A 13941-nucleotide genomic window follows, 5' to 3' on the forward strand; every position below is an offset into this window, starting at 1 on the left:
TCAGCTCCATGCCATTTCCGTTCGCCTGAGGTATTTCTCGTGGTCACCTCGGAGGCATACGTTGAACGCACCGTCGTTCCTACCGCCACACTTTCGCTGCCAAGGAGTCCCATGTCCACGAGACGCCCATTCACCGCTGCCGTCACCGCTGCTGTTCTCGGCGGCCTCGCCGTTGGTTTCGGCGGGGCTCCGGCCGCCGCCGATGCCAAAGCCGAGCCCAAAAAGGACCACACGGTGGATCTGCGGGTTGCCACGTACAACCTGTCGCTCAACCGGGCCAGCCCCGGCGAACTCGAGGCCGATCTGAGCACTCCGGACGACCAGCAGGCGCGCACCGTTGCCGAGGTCATCCAGCGTGCGAACCCCGACGTCATCCTGCTGAATGAGTTCGACTACGTCCCCGGGATGCGGGCCGCCGATCTGTTCCGCGACAACTACCTGGGGATCGGGCAGGGCGGGGCTAATCCGGTCAACTACCCGTACGCCTACGTAGCGTCGTCGAACACTGGGATCCCCAGCGGGTTCGATCTCAACAACAACGGTCAGGTCGGTGGCGGAGACGACGCCTTTGGGTTCGGTGCATTCGAGGGTCAATACGGCATGGCCATCCTGTCGAAGTACCCCATCGACACGGAGAACGTGAGGACGTTCCAGAACTTCTTGTGGAAGGACATGCCAGGGGCGCTTTTGCCGGACAACGCGGCGACGCCCGAACCGGCCGACTGGTTTTCCCCGGAGGAACTCGAGGTGGTACGCCTGTCGAGCAAGTCGCATTGGGATGTTCCGGTGAAGGCTGGTCGCGAAACGGTGCACGTGCTCGCCTCCCACCCGACACCGCCAACCTTTGACGGTGCTGAGGACCGGAACGGTCGCCGCAACCATGATGAGATCCGGTTCTGGGCTGACTACGTCACCCCAAGCAACTCGTCGTACATCGTGGACGATGCGGGTAAAAAGCGCGGGCTCCTGCCGTCCGAACCGTTCGTCATCGTCGGTGACCAGAACGCGGACCCGTTCGACGGCGACTCCGTAGATGCCGCGATCAACCAACTCCTCGATTCCAAGCAGATCGTCGACCCTCAGCCAGCGTCTGATGGTGCCAGAGAGGCGGCGGCCCTGCAGGGCGGAGCCAACGCCGCCCATAAAGGTGACCCTCGCTATGACACCGCTGACTTCGCCGACACCGCGCCGGGAAACCTGCGGGCTGACTACGTCTTGCCCTCACGCAGGACCCCGGTGCTCGGATCCGGTGTTTTCTGGCCGACCCAGGCAGACGCTCTCTCACAGCTGACCGGCGTCTATCCCTTCCCGAGTAGCGATCACCGTCTCGTGTGGGTGGACTTGCAGTTGCGCAACTAGCCGGCCACCGCCGCCTTCGCCGCCTGCGAGGCCTCCATCCACTCGCTCAGCCACGGGGCCCGCACGCTCGCGGTGATCCGGCAGTCGGCCACGAAGGTTCCCTTGGCGCCGTCGTCGATCCAGTCCTGAAGCGCGGTAAGGTCCGCCAGCGAGCGGACGATCGCCGACTCGGCACCGAGCGCACGGGCAATGCCGCTGAAATCCACCTCCGGGATCAGCATGGGTTTTTCGGTCAGGCCTTGGGAGCCGTACTGGTGGATTTCGGCTCCGTAGGCGGCATCGTTGTAGATCACGACGACGGCGCTGCTCGCCGCTCCAATGAGTGATTCGAGGTCGGACAGGCCCATCAGGAAACCGCCGTCGCCGGAGGCCAGCACCAGTGTGCGGCCGTCCTCGAGTGCGCGGGCTGCCCCGACGGCGCTGGCAAGGCCGAGCCCGATGGTCTGGTAGGCGGTCCCCACCATGACCAGGTCCTGGGGCCGCGGGATGTTCCAGTACATGGGTGCCCAGCCGAGGAAGTGCCCGCCGTCCTGGACCACCGTGCGGCGCTCCGGAAGGATCGCATCCAGTGCCGTGGCAAGGGATCGTGGGTCCAGCCGACCGTCAGGGGTCTGGGCGGAGCCTGGATGATGGGAAGGTCCTTCGGCCAGGCGTCTGCGGGCTTCCGCACGCCAGGCTTCTGCGCGGCCGGCGTTCGGCGGGGCCGTGCCATCCAGCAGCCGGAGGATGTGTCCCGCAGCAGACTTGGCATCCGCACGGACGAAGGTATCCACCCGGGGGTGCGTCGGCTGCAGGGCGGTATCGATCTGGATGACAGTGCTGTCCGGGCCAACGAGATGCCCGAACCGCATGGTGAATTGACTCAGGCTCGCCCCGGCCACCAGCACCACATCGGCCTCACCCATGAGCCCGGCAGCGGTATCCGTGCCGAAGCCTCCAGCGACGCCGAGGTATCCCTCGCCCTGCAGGAGGTTGAGCGCCAGGGCGGTTCCGGCGGTCAGTGCCCCCAGACGGTCGGCGAGCTCCCCGAGCTCCGGGCCGGCTCCGGCGAGATGGGCACCGCGGCCGGCGAGGATCAACGGCCGCTTCGCCCCGGCGAGCAGGCGGGCTACCTGCACGAGGCCGCCGTCGACGTCGTCACTCACCGCCGGTGCCAGCGGTGCCGGAAGCTCTTCGTCCGCAGCCTCGAGTGCCACGAGGTCGTAGGGGATGGCAATCACGACGGCGGTGCGCTTGGTGAGCGCGTACTCCACCGCCTGCTGGGTGATGGAGCCCGCGGCTTCGCGGGTGACCGTGAAGGTGGCCGCTCCGAGGCCCCCGGCGATGGCCGTCTGGTCCACGTCCCAGGGCCGGGCGCCACTGCTCGGCGCATCCCCGGTAACAAGCACGACGGGGATTTGCGCCTGGACCGCCTCGGCGAGGGCGGTGAGGGCATTGGTGAAGCCGGGGCCGTAGGTGGTAGTGCCTGCGGCGAGACGACCTGACGCCCGGTAGTAAGCGTCGGCCGCGGCGATGGCGGCGCCTTCATGGCGGACGGCGGAAAAGCGGAGGCCCAGCTTTTCGGCGGCGTCCAGGAAGTAGACGTTTCCGTTGCCCATGACGCCGAACACGTCGCTGAGATAGCTGCTGAGAACCTGCGCCACGCGGCCGGAGACGGTAAGTGAAGTCATGCAGGAATCTTGTGGCCTGCTTCACGGATAGGCAAGAGACTGTATTCTCATTGGGACAATTGGCAGAAGAGTACCGGAATGAGTGAAAATATGCCCATCTGTGGCGTGCATCACCAGCCCCTAGTCGGAAGGCTTGGATTCCTGCTTCGAGAGCCGGCTCAGGAGGCCGTCCTAGCGGGGCGGCATCAGTTCCAGGATGGAAATGGCCGTGCTGGTCCGTTCAATCCCGTCGATTTCCAGGATCTGGTTGGTGATGCGGTAGAGATCGGCGGTGCCCTGTGCCACTACCTTGGCCATGAGGTCCGCGTCCCCGGTGGTGGCGTGGACCTCGATGACCTCCGGGATGGCGGCGAGCCCGTCTTCCACCGAGCCTGTCCGGGTCTGGCTTATGGACAGTGAGAGGAAGGCCATCAGGTCATATCCAAGAGCGGCTGGATCGAGCCTGCGGCTGAAGGTGCGGAGTGCGCCGCTGCGCTCCAGTCTTGCCAGCCGGGCGTGGACAGTGTTCCGTGCGACGCCGAGCGTCCGGGAGAGTGCCAACGCGCTGGCTTCGGGATCCTTGTCGAGGGCCAGGATGATCCTGCCATCGAGAGAATCCAGCGTGCGGGGGTTCGGGGTGGTCATATTTTCACCATAGAAAGTAGAAGTTGAGCAGAAGTCCCAATGTGTAGAGCGTATCTTGCAATGTGGGGCAGGTCACTCCCATGATCGATCTTCATGACCCGTGATCAGCTCCTGGCCGCACCGGATACCGCGCTTCCCACCCTTCGCGACGCCGTCGCCGGGCTCCCGCCCTACGTCCCGGGCCGGCGCAGCGCCGGCCCGGACACCGCAGCCCTCGCCAGCAACGAAAGCCACTACGAACCACTTCCCGCTGCCGCCGCTGCGGTGGCCGCAGCGGCGGGGACGATGAACCGCTACCCCGACATGGCCGCCGTCGAACTCCGCGAACGGATAGCCAGCCACCTCGGCGTCACAGCCGAAGAGATCGCGGTGGGACCCGGCAGCGTCGGAGTCCTCCAGCAGATGGTCACCGGGCTTTGTGATGCCGGGGATGAGGTGATCTTCGCCTGGCGTTCATTCGAGGCGTATCCCATCCTGATTGAGCTTGCAGGCGCCCGGCCGGTCCGTATTCCGCTGGACGGCGTTGAGGGCCACGATCTCGATGCGATGGCCGCGGCCGTCACTGCCCGCACGAAAGTGATCCTGCTCTGCACCCCCAACAACCCCACCGGCGTCCCGATCAGCCATGAACGTATCGAGGCTTTCCTGCAATCCGTCCGCTCCGACATCCTCGTGGTGATCGACGAGGCCTATGTGGAATACGCCGAAGCGGGCAGCGGCCCCGATTCCCTGGCGCTCTACCGCCGGTACCCGAACGCCGCCATCCTGCGCACCTTCTCAAAGGCCTACGGACTGGCTGGCCTGCGCGTGGGATACGCCGTGGCCGCGCCGGCCATCGCTGAGGGACTGCGCCGGACCGCCCTTCCCTTCGCGGTGAGCGCGCTGGCCCAGAAGGCAGCCATTGCATCGCTGGACGCTGGGGAGGAGATGGAAGCCCGGGTCGCCGTCGTCAAGCAGGAGCGCGCACGGATGACCGCCCAACTGGAAGCCCAGGGCTGGAAGCTGCACGCGAGCCAAGGAAACTTCCTGTGGATCCGTGCGGATGACCGCGTCCAGGCGAGGCTTCTGGAAGCGTTTGACCGCGCAGGCATCCTGGTCCGGGCGTACCAGGGCGACGGCGTGCGGATCACCGTTGCCGGCCCCGCATCCAATGACCGTGTGCTCCGGCTCCTGGAAGCCCACACGCCCTGACAAACAACTGACCTGAAACCTAATCGGTTCCACCAACAACCAGAGGAATCCCCATGGAACAACAGACAATGACGTCTGGCCGCCGTGCACTCGGCGCCGCACTCAAACCGCGCCAGCTCACCATGATGGGGCTCGGAAGCGCCATCGGCGCGGGCCTCTTCATCGGCTCCGGCGCCGGTATCCAGGCTGCCGGCCCCGCGGTGCTGATCTCCTACCTCGTTGCAGGCACCCTCATCATCCTGGTGATGTGGGCTCTCGGCGAGATGGCCGCGGCCAATCCGGACAGCGGTGCCTTCTCCGTCTATACCGCCAAGGCCTACGGGCCGGTGGCCGGTGCCACGGTGGGGTGGCTCTGGTGGCTGCAGCTGGTGGTGGTCATCGCCGCGGAAGCGCTCGGCGCGGCAGGGCTGCTGTCCACCATCTTCCGGGGCCTGCCGGTGTGGCTTATGGCCTTCATGTTCATCGTGGTGCTCACCGCAGTGAACCTCACCAGTGTGAAGAACTTCGGCGAGTTCGAGTTCTGGTTCGCCCTGCTCAAGGTGGCGGCGATCGTCGCGTTCCTCTTCGTCGGCGCTGCCCTGCTCTTCGGCTGGCTGCCGGGCGTTCAGTCGCCGGGCCTCGCCAACTTCATGGGAGACGGATTCGCTCCCAACGGTTTTGCCGGGATCGCCACGGCACTGTTCGTGGTGGCTTTCGCGTTCGGCGGCACCGAGATCGTTTCCGTGGCAGCAGCTGAGACCGCGGAGCCGGCCCGCAGCGTGCGGAAAGCAGTCCAGACAGTGCTGTGGCGCATCCTGGTCTTCTACATTGGTGCGATCTTCATTATCGCGGCGGTGGTTCCCGTGGGGTCAGCGGGGCTGAAGAGCCCGTTTGCCGCCGTGTTGGAGGCCGCGGGCATGCCCGGGGCAGCAGCGGCCATCACCCTGGTGGCCGTCGCAGCACTGCTCTCCGCGCTCAATGCCAACCTCTACGGTGCCTCCAGGATGGCGTACTCCCTTGCTGATCGGGGGGAAGCGCCACGCCTGCTCGCTTTGGTGTCGAAGGCCCGGGTTCCGGTTGCCGCAGTCCTGGCCAGCGTCTCCTTCGGTGTTGTCACGGTTGTGCTGGAGTTGGCTTTCCCGGAGATGGTCCTTCCCGTCCTGCTCAATATCGTGGGTTCCACCTGCCTGCTGGTGTGGACGTCCGCGCTTCTGGCCCAGCTCGCGCTGCGGCTCCGGGCCGACCGCGACGGGACGGAGCTTCCCTTGAGGATGGCCGGCTTCCCGTGGCTCACGGGTTTCGGTCTGCTCATCCTCGCGGCGATCTTCACGGTGGGCTTCATCGGCGAGGATTCCCGTCCCCAGCTCCTGAGCACTTTCGGACTCGTAGCGCTTCTGGCGGTGGCGAACTGGCTCCATCACCGTTCCGGCAAGGTTCCGCCCGCTGTCGAATCGCCGGAGCGTGACAAGGTGCTCGTCGACTGAGTCTGGTGCTGTAGACCGCTTCGCGGGTTGCGTGCTTGGAGGGCGCGTTCGGCTTTGGTCGGGCGCGCCCTTCACCGCGCATGCCGGGCAGTGGTCTCGTTCGGCTGGCGGCGGGACTCTATTGCTGCGATGGCGTTGCGAGAGGCGTTTCGGCCGGGGGTGGTGTTGACCGCATGACGAGAATCTGGACCGGTTCACCGGCTTTTACGTCAACGTTCCTTCCGGATCCGGGAATTGTATACAGGATGACCCACCCTTGAAGCCCTGTACTGAGGTCCACATCCCTGCCGTTGCCATAGCCGCTGCCCGGGCCCAGATACTCAACCACGCGGTACGTGAGGCCGCGTTCTTCCAGAACCCTGACTCCGCCGTCGCCGGCTAGGTCGCCCCACATGCCGGGGACATATCCGGGATCCATGGTGAAGGGCGTGGGCTCGGGGCCTGCAATGGGTGACGATCCTGTACCGACCGGTGCGGTGGTCTGTGTAGCTGATGATCCAGCCGCCCTTGAAGTTTCCTCAGGGTCGGGGTAGTCATACGTGCAGCTGCAAAGGCCAACGGCCAGGGTGAGTGAAGCAATGTAAGGCGTCGACTTCCACATTGTCGACCTCTAATCCGGATGGTGCCATCGGTGCTGTTTCAGAACCGACGCTCATGAGAACAGGGAGTACAGCCATCAACCTTCCGGTAGACGGGCTGCTCTTCGCCCCGGAACCGGAGCGCCTAAGTGTATGAAGGCTCTCAACTCATTCTGGTCGACCGGGGGTCAGATTCGAGTTAGGCCGACTGGTAGACCCAGGCGTTGCGGCAGGACTGTCCTGACCCGAGAGGAGCTTTCGCTTTGGGTTCTCGGTTTTCTCGACCTCGGCAAACACTGCCATGTCTCGCACATTCTTCTGAACGGTGATAGCTCCGAAGAGAGACATCAGCATAGCCAGACCGTAGAAGCCCTTCTCAGACAGAAGCATATCGGCGTTCCAAAGACCGATTACCAGTAGCGAAAGTGACGTAATAACGGAGAACCATGCCACGCCGTAATAGATATTCGTGACCGGGATATCCTCAGTGCGATCTCGAATTGTCTTTTGAAGCGAGATTACCGCGAACAGTCCGAAGAGCAGGATCGTGAAGTAGTATCCCTTCTCGTTAAGCTCCATGCTCGTTGCGTTCCAAAGACCGATGAGATAGGACGACACACCGATCAGCAACGCAATCCAGCTAGCGCCGATGAATGCTCCAGTGGGCTTCTGCGGAACAAGTTTAGACTCAGCCATGTAATTTTCCTTTGATTGGGTTGAGCGGAGATGTCTATCGGTGTGTATTCAACAGTCCGAATCAATGAACATTTTTCAATTCGTTTGACTAATACTAGGGGAACGCCTGCAATCGCGGCGGTGTCGACGCGGTAATCCCGGACGCCGGCCCTCGCGGCTTAGGATCCTGTTTAGCCGGTCCAACTATCGGTGGACCGTTCAACATCAGCGGGGGGCCTTTGGCGCGCAGGGGGAATCATGGCTGGGATCGCCCTGCAGGCACAATGGCTACTTGGTCAGCGCCGGTTCCGGGCCTGGTGCACGAGCCGGATGAAACCAAAGATGAAGACGGCCTCGATTAGCACCATCAGTCCGAGCAGCAGCCACTGGCCCTGGCTAATGAAAACAACGACGCCGGTGAGGACCAGTGCGGTGCCGAGAGCCAGGGCATAAACGGCGAACGCCAAGGCCACCCGTGCGCTGCGTACGCCGGTCCGGAAGCCAAAGCCCAGCGGCTCTCCGCCTGGGTAGCCTGTGACGCGGTCCGGGGCGGCGGGCTTAAGCCGGTCGAATTCCTCCCAGGGGTCCCGGTCCTGATCCTGATGGGTCATGAATCCATTATCCCAAGCCCGGCGGCTGCGGTTCCTCCGGCTGACCACGATGCCGGCGACAGGCCCGCTCACATCAACTGCTCACGTATCTGTGGCAGCGGCCAGTAAACGGTCGAAGCTCTCAATCCCGTAATCGGGAGGCGTGACGGTCAGGACCACACGGGTTGTTGTGGTGACAGGTGCATTCCTCCTTGCAGCAGGATCCCGGGCCTGTTCCGTGCGTTTCTGGATAACACGGAGGTCAATTCCCGAGAGCCCGTTGATGGTCAGCGGGACTTTGTTCCCTGTCTCGATCAGCTCCTGAAAGTCTTCGACTGACAGCTGGTCCTTTGGGTTGCCGGTGAGTTGGAGGATGGTCTCGTTCACGTCGGCCGTCAGTTCCTGGAGGAATTGGTTTTCATTGGAGAATTTGGTTCTGACCGTCACGGTGGTGAACAAGGCTGCAAATAGGACGGTAAACAGGATCAGGGCTCCGGGGTTCCTGAGGAACGGAACAGGGATCATCAGGAGCAGGCACACAACCAGGCCCATCAGGCCGTTTCCGATGAATCGGCTGAAAGCCTCCTGGCCTGGCCTCCCGCTCCACTGTTGGGACGTGAAGTCGGCGAGAACTCTCCGCTCGGGTGTTGAAAGCGTCATGGCTGGATTCCTTTAACTTCCAATAGTGCCTCGGCCAGAATGATGGCCTGGCGCGCTTCTTGAAGAGCATCCCGCAGGCCGGCGTCGGGCACGGCGCTAATGGCCCTGTCAGCGGTGCCGGAGAGCTCCGCGATTGCCCTGTTGAGATTTTCCCTGTCCTGCGACACGATCCGGGAAGAGTGGAGCTTCCCCCTGCTTTTTTCCAATTCGGCAAGCGACTTATCGATGACGTTGGAGCGTTCACTCATGACCGCGATGTGCTCATCGATCCGTCGCGTCCGGTTCCGGAACAGGGTCTCCATCTTGACGGCGGCATCGTTCAGTTCGCTGAGGGCGCGGTATCCGGCTGGTTGCCCGCTGTAACTGTCCAGCAAATCGCTGACACGCCCTCTTCGCTGGCTCCACAGCTGAAGGCCGGTAATGTTTTGCTTGAACAGCACCTGCACGACGTCCAGGGACCTATCCAGCAGGTCCCTCCGCCTCTCGAGATTGGCGGTGGCAGAGTCGAGCCGCTCGATGAACCCCTCGTAATTGTCCATTCCGCCCTTCCCACGGGGAACTGCGATGGTTCCTTTCCAGCCGCCTCTTTCGCTCCAGCCTTGGATTCCAATTTTCCGCCCGGGAGGGGGCCATTGCCACCCCTCGGAGCTACGCGCCCAGCTGGCGGGTCGCCGTCGTCGGGTCCCTAAACGGCGGGCTGTCTGTTCCTGCTGAACGCGACCCGAAGCGCCTCCCGGAAGGTCAGCCGGTTCCTCCGGCTGACCACGATCACGGCAGCCAGCCCGGCCAGCAGGACGATGATGCCGCCGGCGGCCACGGACCAGCGGGCGCCGAATTCGGTGCCGATCCATCCCATCAGGGGAGCCCCCAGGGCAGTCCCGCCCTGAAGCACGGCCAGGTACAGGGCCAGCACGCGTCCCCGGAACTGCGGCTCCACCGAAAGCTGGATGCTGGTGTTGCAGCTGTTCAGGAAGGTGATGGACGCCAGGCCCACAGGGATCAGGATGACCGCATAGAGCCAGAACGACGGCGAGACGCTTGCTACCAGCGTGAAGAACCCCAGCCCCAGCGCCCCGCCGAGCAGGAACCGCAGCCGCGGCCCCGCCCTGCGGGCTGCGAACAGCGCACCGGCCAGTGTTCCGACGGCCATGATGGACCCCAGAAGCCCGAACTCGCCCGCCCCGACTCCAAACTCCGTGGTGGACATCAGTGCATTGGTAATGGGGAAGTTCATGCCGAAAGCTCCGAGGAGGCCTACCAGGACGAGGATCAGCACCAGGTCCGGGCGGCGGCGCACATAGGCCACGCCCTCGGCAACCTGATGCTTGCCGCGGACGGCGGGGGAGGAAGGTGCCAGCTCGGAGGTGCGGATGCGGAACAGCGAGATGATGACGGCGGCGAAGCTGGCCGCATTCAGGAGGAACACGGGGCCGGTGCCGACCCACGCGATCAGGACACCAGCGATAGCGGGGCCGGTGAGCCTTGCGGTGTTGAAGGACGCTGAGTTCAGGGCCACCGCGTTGGCTATTTTGTCCTGCCCCACAAGTTCGGAGACGAAGGACTGGCGTGCCGGTGCGTCGATGGCGCTGGCCAGTCCGAGGCAGAGGGCGGCCACGTAGGCGTGCCACAGCTGGGCGGTGCCGGTGACAACCAGGAGACCGATGGCCAGCCCGCACAGGCCCATGGCCAGCTGGGTCCACAGCAGGATGGTGCGCTTGCGGTAGCGGTCGGCCAGCACGCCGCCGTACGGTCCGAGCAGCAGCATGGGGAGGAACTGAAGGCCCGTGGTGATGCCGACGGCGACGCCCGAGTGGTTGGTGAGGACCGTCAGGACCAGCCAGTCCTGGGCCACCCGCTGCATCCAGGTGCCGACGTTGGACACCAGTGCCCCGCTTGCCCAGATGCGGTAGTTGGGATTTTCCAGAGCCCTGAACATGGCGCTCATTTGCCTGCCATCTCCTGCATGATGTGGGCGGCGCGGCTGAGGATCTGGCGGTCTTCGTCGCTGAGTCCGGCGACTCGTTGGGCAAGCCATGCTGTCCGCTGTTCGCGGGCCTCTTCCAAGACCGCCTTTCCCGCGTGGGTGATTCCCACCTGGACCTGGCGGCCATCGTCGGGGTGAGGTGTCCGGGTGACAAAGCCCTGCTCGGTGAGGGCGTTGACGATTCTGGTCATGGACGGTGCCTGCACGTGCTCGCGGTCCGCCAAGGTGCGGAGGGTTTGCGGGCCGTTGGCGTTCAGCTGGGCCAGGACCGTGTATTGGCCGGGTGTGATGACGTCGCCCGTCGCCTCGACACGGAGCCTGCGGGAGGTGCGCATCACGGCCGTCCGAAGGTCGATGGCCAGGTTGTCCGGCTTGATGCTGTCTTTGGGCTCCAGGTTCGACGTTTCGGTGATGCTCATGATGCCGCTGCTCCTTCTGGTTGCATGCTTAGCATTGCTAATTAGCTACGCTAACCATTATGCTCCTGGTGAGGCAGGGGTGCAACTGCTCAGCTCAGTCGATTGAATCGACGCCCTGCGGTGGTTGAAGGTAGCTCCGCATTGCTGGAGGACCTCGGGAAGCGCGCTTCCCACTCCAGGACCTCCTCCACTACCCTGAGTGGTTCCTTGGTGGGGCAGGACTTGGTCTGGTTGCCGGGGGATTGCGGTGGTTCTCGTGGGTTCGGCAGGGTTGAAGAGCCCGTTTGTCGCCGTGTTGGAGGCCACCCGCATGCCTGGCGCAGTGGCTGCCATCACTCTGGTAGCCGTCGCAGCGCTGCTTTCGGCGCTCGACCCCAACGTCTACGGTGCCTCCCGGATGGCATACTCCCTCGCGGAGCGGAGCGGAGCGGGGCGAAGCGCCACGCCTGCTCGCTTCCGTGTCCAAGGCCCTGGCTCCGGTTGTTGCGGTCCTGGCCAGCGTCTATTCGGCGTTGTCACGGTTGTGCTGGAGTGGCTTTCCCCGAGATGGTCCTTCCGGTCCTGCTCAACATTGTGAGCTCCACCTGTCTGCTGGTGTGGACGTCCGCGCTGCTGGCCCAGCTCGCCCTTCGCCTCCGCGCAGACCGTGACGGGACGGACCTTCCCCTGCGGATGGCCGTCTTCCGGTGGCTCACGGGTTTCGGTCTCCTCATCCTTGCGGCGATCTTCACGGTGGGCCTCATCGGCGAGGATTCCCGACCCCAGCTCCTGAACACCTTCGGACTCGTGGCTCTTCTGGCCGTTGCTAACTGGCTCCACCACCGTTCCGGCAAGGTTCCGCCTGCTGTCGGATCGCCGGACAGCGCCATGTCTCCAGTGCTCATCGACTGAATCAGGCGTCGTGAACCACTTCGCGGTTGCTTGCGTACGGGGGTGCGTCCGGCTTTGGCCGGGCGCGCCTTCGGCCTTTTTGGGTGAAGCTAAGGGTGACTCGCTCCTGCATTCATATCTTGACCGAGTTAGTTCCAGCGTTCTAAGTAGGCATCGACAGTCGGGGCATCCTTGGCTAGAGCCGTTCTCCATTCCAAGAGCTTGTCGATCTGCAGGCGACCGAGAATCACTACGGGATGCACACCGGTCTGCTGGGCGACAGTCTGAATCCAGCCTTTTCGTATGACGTTAGGTGGCTTGGGAAGACCGCCAGGGATTTGCCATTCCCCTGCCTGCCGATCGGCCTCTTGCTCCTGCGGCTCGTCGGCCTGGCCCACACCTTCATCGATGAATAACTGGTCCGGGGATACGTGGCCGAGAACTATATGTGCCACTTCGTGCAGCAACGTGAATAGGACGCCGTCCAAGCGCTTGCCGCGGCCCGACAGAGCAATGACGGGCCGCGCAGGGTCGTCATCCAGTAGGAATGAGGCTCCGTTTAGTTTGCTTCCCGGGAAGGCTTCAATGTAGACGAGGCGTACTCCGACGGCGGCAAACCGCTCAGGTAGGCTTTTAAACTCTTCAGGTTCAGCGACAATTCGGGACAGCTCACTGGCGAGTTGCCAGAGATTGTTTTTGTTGTACTTGGCAGTCTCTACTCGCTGGGCTTTCTTGCGCGCGCAGGCCAACCATGCCTTCTGTGTAGGTGTTGGTTCTTCGTTGCGGTTTGAACGACGAGCTGCCGCTAGAAACTTGGGAGTTTCATCGAGGCTCCGAATTTGGAACAGGTCCAGGATCTGAGCTTCCTGTTGGGCCAACGTGTCACCCGTTATCAGGTCGCGTTTGCGCAAGAGTGCGACCGGGGCCAGGTCGTTCATTCGAGCACGTCGGCGAACATCGTCCAGTTCTTTGCGGTTCTCTAGGTTCTGCGCTTGGCTCCATAAGAGGTATGCATTCTGCAGGTTCAACCAGTACTGAGGAGGGGTATCGAGAGCAGCGCCGATCTGCGCTGCTGACTCTCTGGTGATCTCTTTCTTCCCGGCGATGATTTCCGAAACGAACTGCGCCGGACGTCCAAGGATCTGAGCGAAGTCGCTTTGCGACCAATGGCGGGTTTCGAGCTCCTCGGCGAGGAATTCTCCTGGAGGAAACGCTTCAGCGAGCTGCCGTGCCATGAGTATCACTCCTCTGCTGGTCGTGGACGGGTTCGGTACCGGTGATGATCAATCGTTGGTGGTCACCGGGATCGAACCTAAATATAAGTCTGTACTGCATTTGAATCCGTATGGAATAGAAGCCCTTGCGACTGCCGTTCAGCTTTTCAAAGTGGAGGGTCTTGAGCCCAAGAAGGTTCTGTTCACTTACAACGGCTTCAAGTTGCTGAATGCGGCGCCGAAAAGCCTTCGTAACACTTGTGGACCACCGTGTGGTGATGTGGGTCGACTCGTAAGTAAGGAGTTCAAGGTCCTCATCCTCGTAATCAACCTGCATCTGTAAGCCGCCTTCACCCTTGGTGTGAATAGAGCCTACAGGAGGGCGTTGCTAGTGCATGACAACAGAATACACCCAATCTCGCTCAAATACTTCAGTGTAAGGCTGAATACCTCGCACGAGATCTTCCCTGTTGCGGTGATGTCATACTTCGAGTACGTTGATTGTGTGCCAGGGGCACAAAAAAGCGGACCCGCTCCAACGGGCCCGCTTTGCAACTCGAGGTGAGAACCGCAAGTTTCCATGATTAGTGGTACTAGCGATTCTAACGGAGACATCAGTTGCCACAAGGCGACGCTCCTACTTC

General features: G+C 63.0%; 16 protein-coding genes. 5 read left to right on the forward strand and 11 right to left on the reverse strand.

Translation table 11 applies throughout. The features are described from left to right. Positions 1-111 precede the first annotated feature (111 nt). Positions 112-1359, forward strand: coding sequence for an endonuclease/exonuclease/phosphatase family protein (locus tag M1D88_RS04850; protein WP_458113441.1), 1248 nt, complete (start codon positions 112-114; stop codon positions 1357-1359). Here the strand turns inward: M1D88_RS04850 and M1D88_RS04855 are convergent. Together M1D88_RS04855 and M1D88_RS04860 are read right to left on the reverse strand one after the other, a co-directional pair. Beyond that, a complete protein-coding gene (locus tag M1D88_RS04855) occupies positions 1356-3029 on the reverse strand; it encodes a thiamine pyrophosphate-binding protein (RefSeq protein ID WP_458113442.1) in 1674 nt (557 codons plus the stop codon). The genes M1D88_RS04850 and M1D88_RS04855 overlap by 4 nt on opposite strands. A 171-nt stretch (positions 3030-3200) precedes the next feature. Next, positions 3201-3653, reverse strand: a complete 453-nt coding sequence (locus M1D88_RS04860; RefSeq protein ID WP_458113443.1) for an Lrp/AsnC family transcriptional regulator — start codon at positions 3651-3653, stop codon at positions 3201-3203. A 93-nt stretch (positions 3654-3746) separates the two neighbouring features. Between M1D88_RS04860 and hisC the strand changes: the two genes are divergently transcribed. Continuing rightward, complete coding sequence (gene hisC / locus M1D88_RS04865; RefSeq protein WP_458113444.1) at positions 3747-4844, forward strand: histidinol-phosphate transaminase; 1098 nt, start codon at positions 3747-3749, stop codon at positions 4842-4844. Between the two features lie 53 nt (positions 4845-4897). After that, complete coding sequence (locus tag M1D88_RS04870; RefSeq protein WP_458113445.1) at positions 4898-6307, forward strand: amino acid permease; 1410 nt, start codon at positions 4898-4900, stop codon at positions 6305-6307. 118 nt (positions 6308-6425) lie between these two features. Here the strand turns inward: M1D88_RS04870 and M1D88_RS04875 are convergent, their stop codons facing one another. The 7 genes from M1D88_RS04875 to M1D88_RS04905 all read right to left on the reverse strand — a co-directional run bounded on the left by M1D88_RS04875 (position 6426) and on the right by M1D88_RS04905 (position 11213). Beyond that, positions 6426-6908, reverse strand: coding sequence for a hypothetical protein (locus M1D88_RS04875; protein ID WP_458113446.1), 483 nt, complete (start codon positions 6906-6908; stop codon positions 6426-6428). 145 nt (positions 6909-7053) lie between these two features. Beyond that, on the reverse strand, positions 7054-7581 hold the full coding sequence (yiaA, locus tag M1D88_RS04880) for an inner membrane protein YiaA (protein WP_458113447.1): 528 nt from the start codon (positions 7579-7581) through the stop codon (positions 7054-7056). A gap of 275 nt (positions 7582-7856) precedes the next feature. Then, positions 7857-8171, reverse strand: coding sequence for a hypothetical protein (locus M1D88_RS04885; RefSeq protein WP_458113448.1), 315 nt, complete (start codon positions 8169-8171; stop codon positions 7857-7859). An 81-nt stretch (positions 8172-8252) separates the two neighbouring features. Further along, positions 8253-8810, reverse strand: a complete 558-nt coding sequence (locus M1D88_RS04890; protein ID WP_458113449.1) for a hypothetical protein — start codon at positions 8808-8810, stop codon at positions 8253-8255. Further along, on the reverse strand, positions 8807-9349 hold the full coding sequence (locus M1D88_RS04895) for a hypothetical protein (protein WP_458113450.1): 543 nt from the start codon (positions 9347-9349) through the stop codon (positions 8807-8809). Before M1D88_RS04895 ends, M1D88_RS04890 begins: the two co-directional genes overlap by 4 nt. A 146-nt stretch (positions 9350-9495) precedes the next feature. After that, positions 9496-10755, reverse strand: coding sequence for an MFS transporter (locus M1D88_RS04900; RefSeq protein WP_458113451.1), 1260 nt, complete (start codon positions 10753-10755; stop codon positions 9496-9498). After that, positions 10752-11213, reverse strand: a complete 462-nt coding sequence (locus M1D88_RS04905) for a MarR family winged helix-turn-helix transcriptional regulator (RefSeq protein WP_458113452.1) — start codon at positions 11211-11213, stop codon at positions 10752-10754. Before M1D88_RS04905 ends, M1D88_RS04900 begins: the two co-directional genes overlap by 4 nt. 310 nt (positions 11214-11523) lie before the next feature. On the opposite strand from M1D88_RS04905, the gene M1D88_RS04910 reads away from it, so the two are divergent. Together M1D88_RS04910 and M1D88_RS04915 are read left to right on the forward strand one after the other, a co-directional pair. Beyond that, positions 11524-11790, forward strand: coding sequence for a hypothetical protein (locus M1D88_RS04910; RefSeq protein ID WP_458113453.1), 267 nt, complete (start codon positions 11524-11526; stop codon positions 11788-11790). Then, complete coding sequence (locus M1D88_RS04915; protein ID WP_458114622.1) at positions 11745-12104, forward strand: hypothetical protein; 360 nt, start codon at positions 11745-11747, stop codon at positions 12102-12104. Before M1D88_RS04910 ends, M1D88_RS04915 begins: the two co-directional genes overlap by 46 nt. Positions 12105-12232: 128 nt before the next feature. On the opposite strand, the gene M1D88_RS04920 is transcribed toward M1D88_RS04915, so the two are convergent. Both M1D88_RS04920 and M1D88_RS04925 read right to left on the reverse strand, forming a co-directional pair. After that, positions 12233-13318: a HigA family addiction module antitoxin gene (locus M1D88_RS04920; protein WP_458113454.1), complete on the reverse strand. Its 1086-nt coding sequence runs from the start codon at positions 13316-13318 to the stop codon at positions 12233-12235. Then, a complete protein-coding gene (locus M1D88_RS04925) occupies positions 13299-13634 on the reverse strand; it encodes a type II toxin-antitoxin system RelE/ParE family toxin (protein ID WP_458113455.1) in 336 nt (111 codons plus the stop codon). The genes M1D88_RS04920 and M1D88_RS04925 overlap by 20 nt, the downstream gene beginning before the upstream one ends. Between the last annotated feature and the right edge of the window lie 307 nt (positions 13635-13941).

The organism is Arthrobacter sp. R1-13 (genome assembly GCF_054161475.1).